The organism is Paenibacillus polysaccharolyticus, assembly GCF_900102085.1.
Lineage (GTDB): Bacteria > Bacillota > Bacilli > Paenibacillales > Paenibacillaceae > Paenibacillus > Paenibacillus polysaccharolyticus.
In genome coordinates this window covers 98,310-118,953 of record NZ_FMVM01000003.1, presented here as the reverse complement: position 1 = coordinate 118,953, position 20,644 = coordinate 98,310, and the positions used below count along the sequence as shown (strand labels likewise).

Below are 20,644 nucleotides of genomic sequence, written 5' to 3'. Positions count from 1 at the left end.
GGAGCAAAACCGATCTTTCACATTAAGTAAGTTTCTGTTAAACTAAGATTTAACGTTTTGCGGGGGTGAAGATATTGGATAAGCTTAGTCTACACGATGCATTAAAACAACGAATATTAATCCTCGACGGCGCAATGGGGACAATGATTCAACAAGTGGATCTGACCAGCGAAGATTTCGGCGGCGAAGATCTGGATGGATGTAATGAAATGTTGGTTCTAACCCGTCCAGACTTGATCCAACGTATACATGAGGATTATCTGGAAGCTGGTGCCGATTTAATTGAGACCAATACATTTGGTGCAACCTCAGTGGTTCTTGCTGAATACGATATTCAAGATCGTGCACGTGAAATAAATCTCGAAGCGGCCAGAATTGCGAAAGCTGCAGTAGAACGTTTCTCCACACCAGAGTCACCACGATACGTGGTCGGAGCGATGGGACCAACAACCAAAACGCTGTCTGTGACTGGCGGGGTGACATTCCAAGAGCTGGTGGACAGTTATTTCGAGCAGGCCCTCGCTTTAATAGAGGGAGGCGTTGATGCGCTACTGCTTGAAACCTCACAGGATACTCTTAACGTCAAAGCAGGTAGTATCGGTATTCAGCAAGCATTTGATCAAAGCGGTATCAAGCTGCCTCTCATGATCTCAGGAACCATAGAACCGATGGGTACGACCCTGGCCGGTCAGAACATCGAATCTTTTTATATATCCCTAGAACACCTTAACCCAATCTCGGTAGGACTAAACTGTGCGACGGGTCCGGAGTTCATGCGTGACCATATTCGATCTCTGTCTGGCATGGCATCTGTAGCTGTGAGCTGTTATCCCAATGCAGGTTTGCCTGACGAGAATGGTAACTATCACGAATCACCGGATTCACTTGCGCAGAAGATCGGTGCTTTTGCAGAACAGGGTTGGTTGAACATTGCAGGAGGATGTTGCGGAACAACGCCAGCACATATCCGGGCCATGCGTGATACACTCGCCAAATACCCCCCAAGAGAATTGAACGGAACACACCCGCCTGCATTGTCGGGAATTGAACCGGTATATGTCGAACAGGACAATCGTCCATATATGGTTGGTGAGCGCACCAACGTGCTTGGTTCACGGAAATTCAAACGGCTAATTGTCGAGGGCAAGTACGAAGAAGCTTCCGAAATTGCCCGGGCTCAAGTGAAAAACGGTGCACACATCGTTGACGTCTGCGTACAGGACCCTGACCGTGAGGAAACGGAAGATATGATCAAGTTCCTTGAACTTGTGGTCAAAAAAGTAAAGGTTCCGTTGATGATCGACACAACAGATGCCTCAGTTATTGATACAGCGCTTCAATATTCTCAAGGGAAGGCGATTATTAACTCCATTAACCTTGAGGATGGCGAAGAGAAATTTGAGTTGGTAACACCTTTGTTGCATAAATATGGCGGAGCGGTAGTTGTCGGAACGATTGACGAGCGTGGTCAGGCGATCAGCCGCGAGGACAAGCTTGAAGTAGCCAAACGTTCGTATGATTTACTAGTCAACAAATACGGGTTGAAGCCTGAAGACCTGATTTTTGATACACTGGTCTTTCCGGTAGGTACGGGTGATGAGCAGTACATCGGATCTGCGAAAGAAACAATCGAAGGTATACGTATCATTAAAGAAGCGTTACCAGAGTGTCATACGATTCTGGGTATTAGTAACATTTCCTTTGGTCTGCCTGAAGCAGGTCGTGAGGTGTTAAACTCTGTTTTCCTGTACGAATGTACCAAAGCAGGGCTCGATTATGCCATCGTTAATACCGAGAAACTGGAGCGGTATGCGTCCATTCCAGAAGAGGAACGCAGACTCTCGGAAGAGCTTTTATATAATACAAATGATGATACGCTCGCTGCCTTCGTAGCCGCATTCCGTAACAAAAAGGTAGAGAAGAAAGAAAAAATATCTAACCTTTCATTAGAAGAACGTCTCGCATCTTATGTCGTTGAAGGAAGCAAAGAGGGTTTGTTGCCCGATCTGGAGCAGGCTCTCGCCAAATATTCAGCGCTTGAAGTCATCAACGGTCCGTTGATGCGGGGCATGGAAGAAGTCGGGCGTCTCTTTAACAACAATGAGTTAATAGTAGCAGAGGTGCTTCAGAGTGCAGAAGTCATGAAAGCTTCTGTAGCATATTTGGAGCAGTTCATGGAGAAGAACGAAACTTCTGTTAAAGGTAAGATCATTCTCGCCACCGTTAAAGGGGACGTACATGATATCGGTAAAAACTTGGTAGAGATCATCTTGTCCAATAACGGTTACCGGATCATTAATTTGGGTATAAAAGTACCACCAGAGCGTATTATTGAGGCGTATAGGGAAGAAAAAGTGGACGCTATTGGCCTCTCAGGTTTGCTCGTTAAGTCTGCTCAGCAGATGATTCTTACCGCTCAGGATCTGCGCACGGCTGGTATTGATGTGCCAATCATGGTAGGTGGAGCGGCATTGACTCGTAAGTTTACCAAAAACCGGATTCGCCCTGAATATAACGGCATGGTAGTTTATGCGAAGGATGCAATGGATGGTTTGGATCTGGCCAATAAGCTGATGAATCCTGTGACACGGGAAGCCATGCAAGCAGAGATGGATGCGGAAAAAGAAGCCGATGCTTCAAATGCGGGAGAGGTTCAAGCACTACCTGAGTTAACCCGGGTAGAGCGCTCGGCCATTTCAGCTGATCATCCGGTGCTTGTACCACCTGATTTAGATCGTCATACATTGCGGAATTACCCGTTATCACACATCCTGCCTTATGTGAATATGCAGATGTTACTTGGGCATCATTTGGGACTTCGTGGTTCAGTAGAGCAATTGCTCGCTGCGGGTGATCCTAAGGCTACGGATTTGAAAGCGGTCGTTGATGGCATTATGCAGGAAGCGGTTCGTGACGGAATCATTCAGGCTCATGCGATGTATCGTTTCTTCCCGGCGCAGTCGAGCGGCAATAGCGTCATCGTTTATGATCCGCAAGATACGAGCAACATCCTGCATACCTTTACGTTCCCACGCCAGAAGGTGGAGCCGTTCCTGTGTCTGTCCGACTTCCTGAAGCCAGTTGAATCCGGTGAAATGGATTATGTGGGCTTCCTCGTTGTCACTGCGGGACATGGTGTGCGCGAGCTTTCGACGGCATGGAAGGATCAAGGGGATTATCTACGTTCGCATGCGTTGCAGTCTGTAGCACTGGAAGTGGCGGAAGGACTGGCAGAACGTGTGCATCACATGATGAGGGATATCTGGGGCTTCCCAGACCCGGCTGATATGACGATGAAACAACGTCATGGCGCACGTTATCAGGGAATTCGAGTATCCTTTGGATATCCGGCTTGTCCGGATCTGGAGGATCAGGGTCCGTTATTCAAGCTGATGCAGCCTGAAGATATCGGAGTAGAGTTGACGGAAGGTTTCATGATGGAACCTGAAGCATCGGTGTCCGCGATGGTATTTAGCCATCCGCAGGCCAAATATTTTAACGTCGAAAAAGCATAAATTGATAAGTTGTTCAGGCAGGCCCTCCGCATGGTCGGAGGTTTTTTGCTGGCAACAGAAAGAGGTGCGATCCAGAATGGAACTATATTTCCTGGGAACTAATGCTGGTGTACCTACGCTGCAACGGAATGTAACGTCCATTGGACTACGCATGTTGGATGAGCGCAGAGCGCTGTGGTTGTTTGACTGCGGGGAAGGGACACAGCATCAGATTTTAAGTTCTCCGCTTAAACTAAGCAAATTGGAGAAAATATTTATAACCCATCTGCATGGTGACCATGTGTTTGGATTACTTGGTTTGCTGTCCAGTAGGGCATATCAGGGGGGAACGACTCCGCTCACGGTGTATGGACCACCAGGGACCGAGCGTATGATTGCAACAACGATGGAGATTAGCCAATCTCGTTTGAATTACGATTTGAATATTGTGGAGCATACTGGCGGTGTACTGTTCGAAGATGACAGCTTTATCGTCGAATCGGCCCTGCTCGAACACCGTATTGACAGCTATGGATATCGGGTTACGGAGAAAGATCGCCCGGGTAGTCTTGATTCGGCTAAATTAGCGGCTTACGGTCTGAAACCAGGCCCGTTGTTCGGACGGTTAAAGCGGGGCGAGACGATTACATTAGACAGTGGTGATACGGTACGTCCTGAGGATGTTTTAGGAGCACCGAAACGTGGAATGGTGATTACGATTTTGGGTGATACCCGTCCTTGCGAAAACGTGAAACCTCTGGCCCAGGATGCAGACGTTCTTGTTCATGAAGCGACGTTTATGCATGATCTGGCTGACACTGCTCATGAGTACTATCATAGTACGTCCAGACAAGCGGCGGAAGCGGCCCTAGCGGCGAATGTGGGTCAGCTTATTATGACTCACTTCAGTTCCCGTTATAAAGATGAGGAACAGCTTCAGCCACTACTCGATGAAGCTAAGAGCATCTTTCCGAACACAAGGCTTGCGAACGAGCATCAACTGATTCCTGTGGTTCATGGGAAGCATGATTCTTCGCAATAAAGCAGAGGCTTTGATTTATGACGCAGGTCATATCAACAACCGGCGAGTGAGACGGGACTGAGGGAGAAATATTCCCGAGGTCCCTTTTGCAATCTGTTCAGAAAGCGTGTAGGATGGGCAATATGAGCAGGGAAATTTTCTGAATTATTTTCCGGGAAAGCGCAGGAAATGACAAGCTTGTACAGAAGACGCGCGAGTTAAACCGTCTGTGTTCGATCCGGTTCGACTTGTTATGTGCCTCTTTCTATGAGGCTGAACCCTCCTACATGCTTGAATACATAGTATAAAGGTTAGTTTGCATCGCCTGATATTGTTAAGGGGATGAAATGTTAACAGAATGATGGAATGAAGAGAGGAAGTGCAATGTATGATTAAGGCCTATCTGATCGATCTGGATGGTACATTGTATCATGGCAGGCATCGTATTGATGGAGCCGATGAGCTCATTCGCACGTTGCGAAAGCAGGGAGTACCTTATTTGTTCGTGACCAATAATTCTTCCCGTACACCTCAAGGTGTGGCTGATCATTTGAATGGCATGGGGATAGAAGCGGATGCTTCCGAGGTATGTACCTCTGCGGTTGCCGCGGCTGAATACGTTGCTGCAGATTTTCCGGGGGCGAAGGTAGCATGCATCGGGGAAGGTGGGCTGTTACAGGCCATTGAAGAAGCGGGTTTAATTCTGACGGATGATGAGCCAGATGTTGTGATCCAAGGCATCGACCGTGATTTTACCTATCAAAAATTAACGAAGGCTCTCCGCTGGATCAATGGGGGAGCTAAGTTTATTATGACTAACCCGGATCTTCAACTTCCCGCTGATGATGGATTAACGCCTGGCGCGGGTACGATTGGGGCTGCCATCGAGGCAGCGACCGGCGTGCAACCAACGGTGATCGGCAAACCTTCAAGCATTATTATGAGATCAGCCATCCGTCGGCTGAATTTGAAGGCGGAAGAAGTGGCTGTTATCGGAGATAATATGCGCACGGATATTGCTGCAGGTGTGGCAGCAGGTTGTGAAACGATACTTGTTCTGACAGGTATTACTACACATGAAAATATGGATGGACATATTCAGGCCGTGAAAGCACGTCCAGATCATGTTTTTGAAGATTTGAATACACTGACTGCATGGTTAGCCCAAAAGGCAGGCCAGGCTACCAAGAAGGAGTAGATAAAGAATGCCAGAGTTACCGGAAATGGAAAATTACAGGATGTTATTGTCCGAGCATATACTTGATTTACCGATAACAGGGGTGGTTGTGAACCGTGAAAAGACGATCAATACGACTGCTGATGTGTTCATAGATGAGTTAACAGGCAATCGGATTATATTTGTGGAACGGCGCGCTAAACATCTGATCTTTCACCTTGCAAACGGCAAACGTCTTGTGTTGCATCTTATGCTGGGTGGCATGTTGTTCTGGGGAACAGAGAACGAGCGTCCTGACCGCACCACACAGGTAGAGATTCAATTCGGAGAACATATTCTGTTCTTCATCGGTTTGCGTCTTGGGTATTTGCATCTGATGACTTCCAAGGAGACAGAAGAAGCGATGTCCGATCTAGGTCCAGAACCTCTGGATCGAAGAATGAATAAGGAACGTTTTGCTGGACTGCTTAAAGGTCGCCGGGGAACACTCAAAACAACCTTGGTAAATCAACATATTATCGCTGGCATCGGCAATTGTTATTCAGATGAAATCGCCTTCGCTGCGGGACTTAGACCAAGCTCAAAAACGCAGAACATTGCAAATTCGACTGAACTGACAGAGCGACTGTATCACTCTATGCAATCGGTGTTACGTGAGGCTGCGCACGAGGGCGGTTATATGGAAATGCCGCTAATGCAGGGAGACAACAAAACAGGAAAGTTTGACGAGCAGTGCCGGGTCTATGACCGGGAGGGTGAAACTTGTCCTCGCTGCGGGGGAACCATTGAACGAGTTGAAATTACGGGCAAAAAGGCATTTTTCTGTCCGCAATGTCAGCATGAGGCCTAAAACCGGCATCGGCGCACATGTAAGCACTAAAGGTGGATTTTTACAGGCGGCCAAGAGAGCATATGAGATGGGAGCGACGGCTTTTCAGTATTTCCCGAAAAATCCGCGCAGTCTTAGCCTGAAAAGTCTTGATCGAAAAGATGCTACATTGTGCAGGGACTGGTGTGAAGAACATGGTATGGCATCCATTGCTCACTCACCTTATCCTACCAATCCGGCACTAGGTATGACCCGTGGAGAGGCGGGGTTTCATGCTATTGTTTCATCGATTCGCAATGATCTTGAGATTTCTAATGCATGTGGTTCGGTTGGAACGGTTGTTCATTTTGGCCATATACAGACGAAAGATCCGCTAGAGGGATATCGTAATTTGATTCACTGTCTGGACACTGCGCTGGAAGGGTGGCAAGGCGAATCCAAAATTTTGCTTGAAAATCAGGCAGGGGATCATGGACCCATGGGGACAACGATGGAGGAAATGATCCAGATTCGCAAGCTGAGTCGATTCCCTGAGCATATTGCATTTTGTTTCGACACATGTCATGCTTTTGCTTCAGGGATGTGGAAGGCTGGAGATGAGAGCATTTTGTTGGAAAAAGGCAGGCAGCTGGAATATTGGAATGACCTGGCGGCTGTTCATTTTAATGATTCCAAATATGCATCCGGTCTGAACAAAGACAGACATGCGAGAATTGGTCATGGACATATGGGCTATGAATCAATGAAGAAACTGCTGCAATCACCCCATATTAAGCAGGCGGTAGTTGTAATGGAGACGGAAACAGGAGAAGACGGAACGCACAGTGAAGATATACAGCTCATGCGTTCGTGGTTATAAGTTGGGAGGTGCGAGACGATGCATGTTTTTCTGGATGACTATCGTTCTTGTCCAAGAGGGTTTGTTCTGGCTACCAATGCTGAGGAATGCCTTTTGTTATTGCGAGACGGCGAAGTAGACATTCTATCGCTGGACTATGAACTTGGGCCGGATTCGATGAATGGCGGTGAAGTAGCTGCGGCGATTGTACGGGAAGGGCTCTATCCGCGTGAGATCTATTTACATACGTCGAGTATGTACGGAAAACGCCAGATGTACGAGATGTTGTATAGCAACAAACCTGATTCCGTTATAATTCATAACGGTCCGATGACAGGTGAAGTCATGTTGCGAGTGGCTGCGGAGGCTGAAAAGTTATGAAGCCGATTACGTCTAAAATGGTAATGCGCGGTGTATGGGAAGGGTTGCCTCAAGCGGTATTTATCTATACTCCGTTATGCGGAACGTGTGCAGCGGCACGTCGTATGCTGGAGGTCGCTGAGCATATGTTGCCAGAAGGTGTTTTATATGAGATGAATATTCATGATATTCCGGAGCTTGTGCAGCAGTTTCAGATTTCGAGTGTACCGGCTTTAATGTTGTTTGATGGTGACCAAGATGTACCCAGGATGGTCTATCGGATGAACTCGGTTGAGCATCTGCTCAATGAGATTCGGAAGGCGGTGTTAAAATGAGTGTTGTAGTGATGGAGAATATCTCGCTTCGTCGCGAAGAAAATCAGATACTTGATGACGTTCATTTACGCATTGAACCAGGCGAACATTGGGTCATCCTGGGGCGTAATGGATCAGGTAAAACTACACTGCTGGAAATGATGAATGGATATATGTTTCCAAGTTCGGGACGCATTGAAGTGCTCGGTAATGTGTACGGGCAATGCGATGTCCGGGAGGTTCGCAAAGAGATCGGTTATATCAGCCAAACACTGATTGAAAAACTGACCTTACGTGATCCGGTATGGGAGGTTGTCGCTACAGGAGCCTATGCTTTTTTGCGTTTTTATCAGACGATTCCAGATGAAGTGAAAACAAAGGCGATGCAGCTGCTGGAGGAGATGGGTTTCGCAAAACTGGCAAATCACCCGCTGGGAACGTTATCCCAGGGAGAACGCAAAAAAGTCATGTTGGCACGTTCGTTAATGGCTGAACCAAAGCTGCTTATTATGGACGAGCCTTGTGCTGGCCTTGATCTGTATGAACGTGAGAAGATGCTGATTGAGATTGATCGTCTGCGCCAGCGGAATATGACGGTGGTGTACGTCACCCATCATGTGGAAGAGATCGTGCCGTTGTTTACTCATGTCGCATTGATCCGTGATGGACGCATTGCTGCGGCGGGGCCAAAACATGAGATTTTAACAGAAGATACAATTAAGCATACGTATGATATTCCGGTGGAAATTCAGTGGCATGAGGATCGTCCATGGATACACGTACGTTCTGGAGGGTAACACAAGTTGAGTACACAATCACTTTCGGGAGAAACAGACTTTTCCCGTTTTATATGCACGGCCAATCACGGCTTTGCACCTTATGCGCAGGAGGAGCTGCGTCGCACTTTTGGAGCAGTGAAAAGCACGGTGCTGGTTCCAGGTGAGATTCTACTGGCTGGTTTACCAGTTGCAGAGGAAGAAGTATCGATTAGACTTTCGCAAGAGTCTCCAACGTTTTTGCGTCACATTCAGCCTGTTCAATTTCAAGAGAACACAGAGGATGCGGAGCAGTCTCTGGAGAAATTGATTGCATTTATTCTGAACCATAAGGAATTGTTTGGTGCGCAGGTCGTCTTGCAAACTCGCAAAACGGAGGGTTCCTTTTGGCGCGAAAACGCAGCTTCTTTGAAACAAATGCTGACGGAAAAACTGGGTGATCTAGGCTGTGAATGGGTTATTCGGGATGCGGAATATGTCATTTCGGTATTTGCTGCTAATGATATGTTATATGCAGGTGTATCCAGACCCGAACAGAATCTGTCCGACTGGAGTGGTGGAGCGATCCGTTTTCAGAAGGAAGAAGGACAAATCTCACGAGCCAAGTTTAAGTTGCTTGAAGCGGAGCAAACGTTTGGTATTGATTTTACTTCGTTTCACAAGGCACTTGATATTGGCGCAGCACCTGGGGGATGGACATCATTTCTGCTTGAGCGCGGGCTTGAGGTAACAGCAGTAGACCCGGCAAAGATGGATGCAACCTTGCTCGCTTCGCCTAAATTGACGTTTTTGAAAAAAAATGCAGGCGATGTGCGTTTCCGCGAAGGTGAATTCGATCTGCTTGTATGTGATATGAGCTGGAGTCCGAAGCTGATGAGCAGACTGGTATCTGACCTTCTGTATAGTCTCCAATCCGGTGGGACAGCCATTGTTACGGTGAAATTGCTTCACAAAAAACCACTTGCGCTTATAAAAGAAGTGATCGATACGTTTGAGCGTTCACGGATGCAGATTCAGCGTTCAAAGCAGCTGTTTCATAATCGTGAAGAGATCACATTATATATGATTAAATATTAAGTCATTTAACTTATAAAATATTCTGCTTTACAACGGTTGATTATGTGTACTATAATGATACCAATATTAACCATAACGACAATAAATTTGAGGGAAAGCATCCCGAAGTGAGCATGACTGGAATTCCAGTGTGCTCATTATCGGTGAAGCTTTCCCTTTTTATGTTGTTTGGAAGGAGGTAGACCTATGAGACATCCGGCGAGGCTGGAACGCGGGAGCCTGCTGGGAGGTAGATATCGCATCCTATCGATTCTTGGTTCAGGAGGAATGAGCCATGTGTATGAGGCAGAGGATTTGAAGCTGCCAGGTAAGATCTGGGCTGTGAAGGAAAGTGTCACGAAGATGCCCTATGAAGGCAGTATGGAGAGAGAAGCGGCTCTGTTGACATCACTTCGGTATCCGAGACTTCCGCAGATTGTTGATTTTTTTGCTCCTGACGATGACGGTTATACGTACCTTGTCATGGAATATATTGAAGGGTTAACGCTGAGCGACTACTTCAAACAGTGCCGGGGTAAAATTCCGGTGGAACAGTTGATGGAATTTGTACTTCAATTACTGGATGTTCTAAGTTATTTGCATAACTTGGATCCTCCTGTCATTTACCGAGACCTGAAGCCGTCCAACATTATGATTACACCAGAGCATGAAGTGCGCTTGATTGATTTTGGCATTGCCCGCAGTTATAAGACGCATCTTGCTGAAGATACGGTTAAACTCGGGACTGCCGGATTTGCGGCACCAGAACAATATGGTTCCGGACAAACGGATGCCCGTTCAGATCTATATGGTCTTGGAGCCCTGATGCTGTATCTAATGACGAGTGGAGCTTACACCGAATGGATTCAAGGCGTAGAAAGTTCTATACGGAGTGATGTCCCGCGAACATACGCCCCTGTTGTCAGACGATTGCTACGATATGACGTGAATGAAAGGTTTCAAACGGCGAATGAGGTGAGGAAGGAGCTGCTTCGAATACCGGGAATGATGTCCTCGCCTGTAGATCAACAACTAACGCTTGGCGGGGGTACGAGAGTGATTGCTCTTACCGGGGTTTCAGCTGGTGCTGGAGTTACTCATACAGCTATAGCGATCAGCCATTATCTGGAGAGGCAGAACTTTAAGGTCGCAGTGATCGAAATGTCGCCTCGCTCTCAATCATTTACACGTATCCAGCACATTGCGCTAGGTGGTAAACCTGTAGCATCAAGCAGGCAGTTTGCGGTGGATGGCGTGCATTATTGGAAGCAGTCTGGCCGGGCCGATATTTTATCCCTGCTGGGCGGCAGCTATCAATTTATTGTGATGGATCTAGGAAGCGGACAGGATCAGAATCGATTAGAGGAGTTTTTACGCGCGGATCTGCCTATCATTATTGGTTCTGGTGCTGAATGGAAACAAGCGGAGATTGGAGCTTTTGTACGCACGCATTATCGCTTTCCCCGAGAGAAATGGATATACTGCCTTCCGCTCGCCGCAACAGACGCAGTGGAGCGTGTACGTAGAACACTGGATACATCCCACGTATACGGATTACCACTGCAGCAGGACCCATTTGACAAGGATGTTCATATGGATAGGGTATTCTCACAAATTCTAGGGCATTTAATGGTAGGGCAGACCCCAAAACGTTCATTTTTTTCACTTAAAAAGTACATGAGTAGAGGAGATTAGGAAAGGAGAGCCTCTTTTGTCCAAATTAAGAAAACAAAGTCGTCAACTGATTTATGCAGGACTGATTGGAGCAGGAGCTGTCGGTATGATTTTTGGAGGTTATGTGGTATATCAGCTGAGCACCAAAGAGGATGTCAGATCAGCTATGGAGGCCCGTTATCTATCAGCGTATGAGGAGAAAGAAGCGGAATTGTTGCAGCAGTGGAATTCTGGTGCCCGAGGGTGGGTAACCATCAGGGATATCGAAGCGGGAGAACTTATCTCACCAGAGGATCTGAAACTGATTGCAATACCGGACGCTCAGGCTCCACGCAATCTATGGTCTAGTTCGCAAAAGCTGGAAGGACAGTCAGCTAAAATTGAGCTTAAAAAAGGAACGGCGATTACAACGGAGATGGTATATGAGGGAACACCTGCATCGGCTGATTTAAGAAATCGCGAGTTGCAAGTGGTATTGCTACCATCTTCGCTAGCCAAAGGAGACATGATCGACGTACGTATTCAGTTTCCTACAGGTCAAGACTACATTCTCTTGTCCAAGAAAAAGGTGGAACGGTTAAACGCAGCAACACTATGGATTACGATGACAGAAGAAGAAATTTTGTCGTTGTCCAGTGCAATCGTGGATGCCTATTTACATAAAGCTTCAATCTACGCTCTAACCTATGTAGAACCACAATTTCAGACAGCAGCTATTCCGACGTATCCAGCCAATTCCGAAGTGTTAAAGCTACTGGAGAGTGATCCCAACATCGTTCGTCATGCCGAGCAGGAATTATCGAGACAAGTTCGAAGTTCACTCGAAAGTTCGCTCGCTGCCTCCATGTCAGCCCCATCTAATGGTGTCGAACAAGATGTGGCACAGTCTTCTGTTACGTATAATAAAAGGCCAACAGTTCAAGATTCATCTGAGCATCAAGGAACGATCTGGAACGACGGATCAGGCAATAGGGGAACAGATCACACGGGAGAGGCACCGGACGTTATTGAATCTTCAACTTTGAACGAGCAACAGCAATTGCTGACGGGAAATGAGTAATTTGCATTAAATCATTAATTCTTATAACAACATTAAATTGAGATTGAGGGGCGCTGATCAGTGCACATTTGGATTTTTGCAGGATTATGTGAGAAAAATGATCTGATGTTATATCTGAGTAAAATACTTGCTTCAACAGGTAAGCGGGTTCTCTTAGTGGACGGTACGTTGCAACAAAAATATGGATACAGTGTCGGAGATCATCAGCAATCATTACGAGTTGTGGAATTTGAGGGATTTGATATTGCATGTCATTTTGTTACTTCAATGGCGGTAGAACAGCATTTGCAGATCAACGGTGAGAGCCTGGATGGTTATGATTATGTGTTATATGACATCGAGACCTTGCACTTTGCTTCACGTCATTTATGGCTTACCGCAGAAGTTCGCGTCTGGGTGAGCGATTATGAACGATATAATCTGGAACGAGGGAAAGGGTGGCTGGAAAAGTTATTCAACGAGCATGAGTTTCCTGAAGAGCTGGCTTTCCAACGAATGCTGATTAATGGAGTGGATTGTAGACTTGAAGCCCGTTATCTGTGGGCCTACCTTGAGGGTGTTCCCTTTCGTTGGACCGGGGAGTCCCTGATCCTCCCGTGGGATGAACTAAGTGCTGCGGTCAAGCTTGAAAATGAACATTACCACCGTGTGAATCTCGGCCCACTGTCCAGAAATTACAAAAAATCCTTATGTCGTGTTGTGGAACAACTGACCGGGTGGGAGAGCGTTAGCAGCCGCCGTGCGATCAAAGAAGCGGGGAGGATGAGGGCATGAGTACGATTGCTTTTTGGAGTCCATTTGCTGAAACGGGATGTTCCTCAAGTGCATTAATGAGTGCCTATGCGACAGCATTCCAGTATAGAGCCAGAGTATTGCTTGTCAACACAGGTCCGGCAAATTATGGTGTAGAATCAGGAATATTTCAGGATGAGAAGAGTTCAGCCGATGTCTCATATTCTTTTGAAGAAAATGGTTGGGATGCTGTCGAACGGCTGTTTATTAGTGGTAGCCTTAACAAGCACAACCTGAAAGATTACACCAAACCGCTGTTGAAAGAGCAGCTTGATCTACTGACTGGGAGCATCTATAGAAAGGAGCGCTCTGTGAGTGAAAAAGAGGAGTTGTTAAAAAAACTGCTGGAGACTGCTAATCAATGTTATGATCTTGTGCTTCTGGATGCAGGGCAATCTAATGTTGATTCACAGCTTATTGTGCAGCAGGCTGATGTTGTTGTCGTTGTTCTGAATCAGAATATGAGGCATCTGGAACACTTTTTCGAAGAGATCCTGCCTGAACAAATAACGGAACGGAAGCTACATGTACTTATCAATAAATATGATTCGCATTCTCGTGCTACACTCTCCAATATAAAGCGTGGTTTTAGATACAAGGGAAGTCTTTCCGCTGTCCCGTATACGACCGGGTATCTGGATGCGATCAACCGCAGAGATGTCGCCAGATACTTGCAACTGGAGAGTCTGACTGAGAAAAAACAAGTTCAAAAAGGGAGTTTTGCCTCAGCTATGGCTGAACTCGCTCGCCTGATTATGGATGGTACGGGCATGCGTACTGTGCTGAAGAGGCTGGAAAGGGGAGCCTGAATCTCTAGTGGTCTGGAATGCGATATTCATCACAATGATTCTAATTACAGGTATATGGTATGTATGGTTCAAGTATCGAGCCTATATGCGGGAAAAAAATGAACGTATACCTGAGCAAGAGTACCTTACGTTTGAGACATTGATTGAACAAGTGAAAAATTCATTGCATGAAATAAGCCATAGCCAGCTTGCCGATGCCGGGTTACATGAAGAAGAGTATCGCCGCAGAATCAATCAACGAGCTGAGATGAGAAAGGCGCTCAAAAGCTGTGTATCAGGAAGCATCAGTGACAAGACGTATGTCAAAAACCTGATTAGTGACTTGTTGACACGAAGTATTGGTTTGAATAAATCCAACGTCGATGAAGTGATGATGTTTGCTGAACCAGAACGGTTAAGCGTGCAAGACCGCTTCGAGATCATCTTTTATTTATACCGTGAGCAATTTGGGGTAGATGCTCTTTCCAGAATGATTGATACCTATGATTTAGGTAAACTCCGATTGGAAGAAGGCTCAGAAGATGGCGGAAGTTACTATATTTCCGATCAAGATATCCAGCATGTTTTTGATTGTGAATACCGGGAATTGGGATTTAGAGAAAAGGTAGAAATTATCGTGCAGCGTATATATCAGCAATATAAAGGGTTCTCGGTAGTAGATGAAATCAGGGATCAACGGATCGATGGTGTCAGTGGAGGGGTAAGCGGGGCTCTTGAAATACTGCCACATACGGGAAATCATGTACCGGCTTCATGGAATGATCTGTTGGAACATGCTTTTGAGGATGAGCATAACGAGCAACCGCTAAGCGGGATGGAGAGTGTATGGATTTTTTATAAAGGGAAGTCTATTCATTTGTCTTTCTTAAGCTTTGGCAGTATCCGGGAATTGAAACGAGTGTGTCAGAACATATATAAATACAATTATCCTGGTCAATTATCGGAAGCAAGTGGTTATAAAGTGAATGAGATGAAAGACGGCTCACGTGTTGTCGTTGTGCGTCCTCCTTTTGCGGAATCCTGGGCATTCTTTGTTCGGAAGTTTGATATTCCCAACGCCTCCCTTGAACAATTGATTACAGGTAACAACGTACAATTACCAATAGAACTGTTGCAATATTTGATGAAAGGTAGTCGGATCACGGCAGTAACCGGTGCACAGGGCTCTGGTAAAACAACATTGCTGATGGCGATGGTGAAACATATCTATGCTTCCTATACTTTGCGTGTACAGGAGATGGCATTTGAGTTGCAATTAAGACGGATATACAGTCGCCGTAACATTCTGAGTTTTCGGGAAACGGAACATATATCGGGTCAGCAAGGACTAGATTTACAGAAAAAAACAGATGGGACAGTAAACATTCTTGGTGAGGTTGCGAGTGATGAGGTGGCTGCCTGGATGATTCAGATGTCACAGGTGGCGAGTTTGTTTACCCTGTTTACGCATCACGCCAAGACATTCCGTGATCTGGTGTTTTCACTCCGGAATTCATTACTTAAAACAGGCATGTTTCAGCATGAACATATTGCCGAAGAACAGGTTGTCAGTGTCATTAACTTTGATGTTCATATGAAAAAAGATGCAGAGGGCCACAGATATATTGAGCGGATTACTGAATGTATTCCCCATTTCCGTGAAGCGGAAAGTATGGAAGAAAGGGCGGGGTTCACATTTAGAAATGTCGTAGAGTATCGTCATGGGAAATATGTGGCTACTGCTCCGATCTCGGCTTCTAGCATCGAAGACATGCAGGAGCAGATGACGCTACCAGATGCCGAGAAGTTTGGGCGGTTTATTGGACAACACTGGGGTGAAACCTATGAGCATTAAATGGCTATTGTTGGTTGTAGTCGGTTTTTGTGTAGTTGGTTTAGTCATCACGCTGATCATTCTTCGTATGCTGAGGCAGAGGGAGTTAACCTCGATGTACGCTGCGGGGAAAATCGTGAATTTTCAAGGTAAGAAGTATAGAGATTGGGGAAGTTTCCTGTTGCAGGCATATCAAGTCGGTATGAAGATACCCTTGCTTTCCACGTATATTTTGCAAGTGCAAAAAAGAATCTCATATCGTTATGCCAGTGATGAACCAGCGCTTCGCAGAGTCACGATGACTGTTGTTCTGATTATTATGGGCGGGTACGGAAGTGTTAGTACAGTGTTGTTTTGGTTACAGCCAGGTATCGCTTTTATTCTTCTGGCTGCGCTGTGTGCTATCGTGCTGAACAGTCTTGTGTTAGATATGTGCCTGAGTCGTATGGAGAAAAAACTGCTGGTGCAAATGCTAGATTTGTTCGCCGATGTAAGACATCGGTATCATCAGCATGGGATGGTTGAGGAAGCGCTCTATGAAGCGTCCGAAGCAGGTACAGGAGAAGCTGCCGAGCAGGTGAGGCTAATCTATGAAGCGTTGACTTCTCCCGACCCCAATGAAGCACTTGAACGATATTATGAAGTGGCACCCAACCGTTTTCTCAAAGGTTTTGCCGGGGTATCTTATATGGTGATGGAGTTCGGAGATAAGGACAAGGAGCAGGGCTCCATCTATCTGAAAGGTATAGGTAATCTTACTCAGGAGATACACCTGGAGATATTAAGGCGTGATAGGCTTGATTATCTGCTACAAGGGTTAAACGTGATTGCTCTTGTACCTGTACTCTTTACAGGGCCAATTGAGCGTTGGGCTCGGGTCAGTTTCCCGACGATGGATGATTTTTATCGTAGCAAACTTGGTTTTATCACTAAAATATCCATATACATTATCATCATTGTTGCTTACTTGCTATTACAGCGTCTTCAGCAATATGATGAAACCCGCTACCGTTCCGGGAAGAAACAATACAGACTGGATCGTTTTTTGTATAAGCAACTTTTTTTGCGGAGGCTGGCGATACTCTTTGCAGCCAAACCAGGAACAACTCCTTACAATCAGACGATCAGGTTAATGAGAGAGAGCAGTACCGAGCTGAAATACGAATGGTTAGCTATTCGCAGATTATTGCTATTCGCAAGTTGTCTGGTTCTGACTGTAGGCTTGATTCTTTTGCTACATCAAGTCGAGCGGAATCACATATTGCACGATCCAATCAGGGATGACCGCATGTTTGGTGCAATGTCAGAGGCAGATTTGAAAGTTGCCCGAGAGAAGACCGCACTGGATGGAAAAGTTATGGCGTATGTTGAGATGAAGCGAGCAACCACATATGAGGATATTTCCAATGCGCTGTTGCAACTTGCACCAGCCCAGCTTAATCATGATGCTCAGACGGCAACAATTCAGCGGATTATAGACAAGATCGAAGCATATAACAACCAATATATGCGATGGTGGGAGATTGTTTTAGCACTGCTTATAGGTATAGGGGGATATAATCTGCCCATCTGGCTTATGTTGTTCCAGCGTAAAATGCGAAGGCTCGATATGAGGCATGAAATTTATCAATTTCAGACAGTCATTTCGATTTTACGAGAGATGGATCGAATGTCTGTGGAGGAGATCGTAGAATGGCTTAATCGATTCGCTGTCATTTTCAAAAGGCCACTACAAAAGTGTTTGTTGCACTTCGAACATGGGCCTGAACAAGCGCTTGAACAATTAAAAGAGGAGGTGGGTTTGCCTGAATTTCAACGTTTGATTGATAAACTGCAACTGGCTCTAGGTAAAATATCCATTCGAGAAGCTTTCGATGATTTAGAAAGCATGATGGCCTTTTATTTTGAACAGCGCAAACAGGAGTACAGCAAAATCATAGATATCAAGGCTGGATGGGGGAGGACGATCGGTTTTACACCCATGTACGCTCTGATCTTCATGTATCTTGTTATTCCGCTGGTAGGCATGAGTTTTGTACAGATGAGCATGTATTATGAACAAATCCAGAAACTGTAGTGTTTCGCTTGTGCGAAGAACTGAAAAATAATCATTCATAACACTTTAGGAGGGTATTTAGTATGAATAATGCATCAAGTGCTTTAAAGGTGGCAGCGGGGATATTTTTGACGATTGCTTTGATTACGATTGTAGTGTTGTTATTTATTTCGGCTCAGGAGGCAACGAAAACAGCCCAGAATAACTTTGCAGATATTCAAACCGAGCTTTCTCAGGCAGCATTTACGGTGTATGACGGAACAACCATCAGTGGATCACAAGTGACCAATGCTTTACGGAAATACGCGGACAAGGACCAGTTTGGTATTCAGGTTATTACAGGTAAAAACAAAGGCGGACAGTGGTACGGTAATCAGCTCAACATCTCTCAGGACGTTAATAATGCGGACTATGGTTCTGTCATTGCACCTGATGACAAGGTAGGCAGCATTAATCAGACGATGAGTGAAAAGGACAATCAATACGTTAATCCAAGCGGTAAATTTAAGGCCATTATCGTTAAAGACCGATCCAATGTGGTTAGAGGTCTGATTTTCCAGCAATCCTGACTGGAGCTGGTTGAATATGACCCGGAACACACAGCATATGATGCTGTTCTGTACGGCGGTTGTCCTTTTTGTGACAGCCTGCCTGCACGGGCAGTGGAATATCCGTATTTTAAACGAAGCCTTGAATGACAGGGTGAAAACAAATGCGGCTATGGAAGGAAGAGTTCATACGACACTTCTTACAGGTGGTTTTGTCGGATACACCGGAGCTGAGGTTCTGCATACGGTGCGGCAAATGACAGGTACAGGGGTTCATGTTGAGTTAGACGGTCATGAGTATGTGGTTGATGCACTTGAACATCGATCAGCTATGATTCCGGTTGAGCTGGATGGGAATTATCGAGTTGAATATAACCGAAGTGCATCGGGTGAATTGTTAAAGCTTTCTTTTTGGAAGGAGGTACAGAGACCGTGATCAATGCAGTATCCAAATTGTTTGCGGTATTGCTTGCCGTTTTACTGCTCTATGTGTATCCTGCAGCCGAGACTGCTGAACGTCAGGATGATATTGCACGCTTGACAGCGACTCAGAGTGTCATACGATTTGTGGATGCTGTCCGCACCAAGGGATATATCTCACCTCGAATGCTCGCGGAGTTTCAAGAACAGTTAGCCCAAACGGGCAACAACTATGACATATCCATGGAACATTTACACAAAAAATATGTCCCCCAGTATTCAGATCCGATGATTCAGAGTAGCTTCACGGGTACATACGAGGTTGTTCATGATGCATACTACTTGTCACAGATTCAGGAGCGGTTATATCCGTTGTCTAGCACATTGTCCGTCGATGATCCCGGGCGCAGATATACGCTCAATATGGGTGACTTCTTCACCGTGAGTCTTAAAAGTACCAACCGCACACCTTCCATGATGATACGAGAATGGTTACAAGGTACAGTTCAGGCTTCTGCGGTTTTTGCTTCTTATGGAGGTATGGTACTGAATGAAGATTACTGAGCTTTCTATCGTGTTTATTCTCATTTTCTTTCCGTTATTTTATATCCTCTCGTTTCATACGCAAGATGCGCAAGAGGCCAATGAACTGGCTTATCGCTACAAAACAGCGTTACAAACCGCAGTGATGGATGCTGGCGCGGTCATGCACCAGAATGAAAAACAACATACTGAAGCAGGTTATGATTCTGCCAAGTTTGTTAAAGCGGATAAGGAACTGGCGTTGACCACCTTTACCCAAACGATGGCATTAAACATGCGCATACAGGATGACAAGGAAGCTATTCAACATATGTTTGATTATATTCCAGCGATTGTAGTTCTGGATTATGATGGTTATTACATTTTTGCCAAGGAAACTGAGATGACTGGGGAGATGGAAAAGTCTCATAGACATGTGTGGAGTCCCAAAAAACCTTATACATATTCAGATTCAGACGGAAATAGCATTAATTTCACACTTGACGGTTATGTGTATGCTTATGATGCTGGTGCAGGAAAATGGATCGAAGGATTTCAGCAGGAGCTGGCTTCGAATTCCACGATTCCATTGCTTCAGGACTCTACAACTTTTGAACAGGTGCGGCGTAGCCGGATCGTGACCCGAATACAGGAAGAGCTTGTAGACGTAATCAATCGACATAATGAATTTTCCAGGAGAAATGGTGTCTCTTATCTATTCACGATGCCTTTAGTCTCGCAGGAAGATTGGTACAATTCGATCAATGATACGGGTATTATGGCTTTTATACAGGGGATCGCTGTAGGGGGTCAGAAGATTAACAATTATGCCATTGGTGGAGGCCGGCTAGTCAAAAAAACGGCGGTTGTTGGCGGGATTGATCCCGCAACAGGCATAAAATATCATTATCCTGCCACCTGTAACCCCGGTTTTCGTGCTGAAGAGGTGTTTACAACTGCAAGGCAGGCAGCCGCCAGAGGTTATTTCGAATATGATTGCTCCGCGCAAGTGTCATTACTTTCAGAAAAGACTGAACCTGTGCTAGAATAGGGTTTTGGAACGTGAACTAAAAGTAATGTATATA

At 45.7% G+C, this 20,644-nt stretch carries 19 protein-coding genes; all 19 read left to right on the top strand.

The window, feature by feature from the left end; translation table 11 throughout:
• The first annotated feature begins 74 nt into the window (after window positions 1–74).
• The 19 genes from metH (at window position 75) to BLQ13_RS05105 (ending at window position 20,610) form a co-directional block, all read left to right on the top strand.
• The gene (gene metH, locus BLQ13_RS05195) at window positions 75–3,515 is read left to right on the top strand and encodes a methionine synthase (RefSeq protein ID WP_090916757.1); all 3,441 of its coding nucleotides are present in this window, start codon (window positions 75–77) and stop codon (window positions 3,513–3,515) included.
• Between the two features lie 76 nt (window positions 3,516–3,591).
• Window positions 3,592–4,536: a ribonuclease Z gene (gene rnz / locus BLQ13_RS05190; protein ID WP_090916755.1), complete on the top strand. Its 945-nt coding sequence runs from the start codon at window positions 3,592–3,594 to the stop codon at window positions 4,534–4,536.
• 367 nt (window positions 4,537–4,903) lie between these two features.
• On the top strand, window positions 4,904–5,713 hold the full coding sequence (locus BLQ13_RS05185) for a TIGR01457 family HAD-type hydrolase (RefSeq protein ID WP_090916753.1): 810 nt from the start codon (window positions 4,904–4,906) through the stop codon (window positions 5,711–5,713).
• A 7-nt stretch (window positions 5,714–5,720) separates the two neighbouring features.
• Window positions 5,721–6,542 carry an Fpg/Nei family DNA glycosylase gene (locus BLQ13_RS05180; protein ID WP_090916751.1) on the top strand — a complete coding sequence of 274 codons (822 nt, stop codon included), beginning with the start codon at window positions 5,721–5,723 and terminating at the stop codon, window positions 6,540–6,542.
• Window positions 6,532–7,380, top strand: coding sequence for a deoxyribonuclease IV (locus BLQ13_RS05175; protein ID WP_090916749.1), 849 nt, complete (start codon window positions 6,532–6,534; stop codon window positions 7,378–7,380). Before BLQ13_RS05180 ends, BLQ13_RS05175 begins: the two co-directional genes overlap by 11 nt.
• Before the next feature lie 18 nt (window positions 7,381–7,398).
• Window positions 7,399–7,740, top strand: a complete 342-nt coding sequence (locus tag BLQ13_RS05170) for a cyclic-phosphate processing receiver domain-containing protein (protein ID WP_090916747.1) — start codon at window positions 7,399–7,401, stop codon at window positions 7,738–7,740.
• Window positions 7,737–8,054 (top strand): thioredoxin family protein, encoded by a 318-nt coding sequence (locus tag BLQ13_RS05165; RefSeq protein ID WP_090916746.1) that lies wholly within the window; start codon window positions 7,737–7,739, stop codon window positions 8,052–8,054. Before BLQ13_RS05170 ends, BLQ13_RS05165 begins: the two co-directional genes overlap by 4 nt.
• The gene (locus tag BLQ13_RS05160; RefSeq protein ID WP_090916744.1) at window positions 8,051–8,830 is read left to right on the top strand and encodes an ABC transporter ATP-binding protein; all 780 of its coding nucleotides are present in this window, start codon (window positions 8,051–8,053) and stop codon (window positions 8,828–8,830) included. Before BLQ13_RS05165 ends, BLQ13_RS05160 begins: the two co-directional genes overlap by 4 nt.
• A gap of 6 nt (window positions 8,831–8,836) precedes the next feature.
• Window positions 8,837–9,886 carry a 23S rRNA (cytidine(2498)-2'-O)-methyltransferase RlmM gene (locus tag BLQ13_RS05155; RefSeq protein WP_090916741.1) on the top strand — a complete coding sequence of 350 codons (1,050 nt, stop codon included), beginning with the start codon at window positions 8,837–8,839 and terminating at the stop codon, window positions 9,884–9,886.
• A 186-nt stretch (window positions 9,887–10,072) separates the two neighbouring features.
• Window positions 10,073–11,560: a serine/threonine protein kinase gene (locus BLQ13_RS05150; RefSeq protein ID WP_090916739.1), complete on the top strand. Its 1,488-nt coding sequence runs from the start codon at window positions 10,073–10,075 to the stop codon at window positions 11,558–11,560.
• 16 nt (window positions 11,561–11,576) lie between these two features.
• Window positions 11,577–12,599: an SAF domain-containing protein gene (locus BLQ13_RS05145; RefSeq protein ID WP_090916737.1), complete on the top strand. Its 1,023-nt coding sequence runs from the start codon at window positions 11,577–11,579 to the stop codon at window positions 12,597–12,599.
• Window positions 12,600–12,659: 60 nt separating this feature from the next.
• Window positions 12,660–13,373 carry a hypothetical protein gene (locus BLQ13_RS05140; RefSeq protein ID WP_090916735.1) on the top strand — a complete coding sequence of 238 codons (714 nt, stop codon included), beginning with the start codon at window positions 12,660–12,662 and terminating at the stop codon, window positions 13,371–13,373.
• Entirely contained in the window at window positions 13,370–14,200 is an 831-nt protein-coding gene (locus tag BLQ13_RS05135) for a hypothetical protein (protein WP_090916733.1), read from the top strand. Before BLQ13_RS05140 ends, BLQ13_RS05135 begins: the two co-directional genes overlap by 4 nt.
• Window positions 14,201–14,234: 34 nt before the next feature.
• Window positions 14,235–16,034 (top strand): P-loop NTPase family protein, encoded by a 1,800-nt coding sequence (locus BLQ13_RS05130; RefSeq protein ID WP_090917304.1) that lies wholly within the window; start codon window positions 14,235–14,237, stop codon window positions 16,032–16,034.
• On the top strand, window positions 16,024–18,090 hold the full coding sequence (locus BLQ13_RS05125; protein WP_090916731.1) for a hypothetical protein: 2,067 nt from the start codon (window positions 16,024–16,026) through the stop codon (window positions 18,088–18,090). Before BLQ13_RS05130 ends, BLQ13_RS05125 begins: the two co-directional genes overlap by 11 nt.
• A 62-nt stretch (window positions 18,091–18,152) precedes the next feature.
• Window positions 18,153–18,638: an ABC transporter permease gene (locus tag BLQ13_RS05120; RefSeq protein ID WP_090916729.1), complete on the top strand. Its 486-nt coding sequence runs from the start codon at window positions 18,153–18,155 to the stop codon at window positions 18,636–18,638.
• 16 nt (window positions 18,639–18,654) lie between these two features.
• Window positions 18,655–19,053, top strand: coding sequence for a hypothetical protein (locus BLQ13_RS05115; RefSeq protein ID WP_090916727.1), 399 nt, complete (start codon window positions 18,655–18,657; stop codon window positions 19,051–19,053).
• On the top strand, window positions 19,050–19,601 hold the full coding sequence (locus BLQ13_RS05110) for a hypothetical protein (RefSeq protein ID WP_090916724.1): 552 nt from the start codon (window positions 19,050–19,052) through the stop codon (window positions 19,599–19,601). Before BLQ13_RS05115 ends, BLQ13_RS05110 begins: the two co-directional genes overlap by 4 nt.
• Window positions 19,588–20,610 carry a hypothetical protein gene (locus BLQ13_RS05105; RefSeq protein WP_090916722.1) on the top strand — a complete coding sequence of 341 codons (1,023 nt, stop codon included), beginning with the start codon at window positions 19,588–19,590 and terminating at the stop codon, window positions 20,608–20,610. The genes BLQ13_RS05110 and BLQ13_RS05105 overlap by 14 nt, the downstream gene beginning before the upstream one ends.
• Window positions 20,611–20,644: the final 34 nt, after the last annotated feature.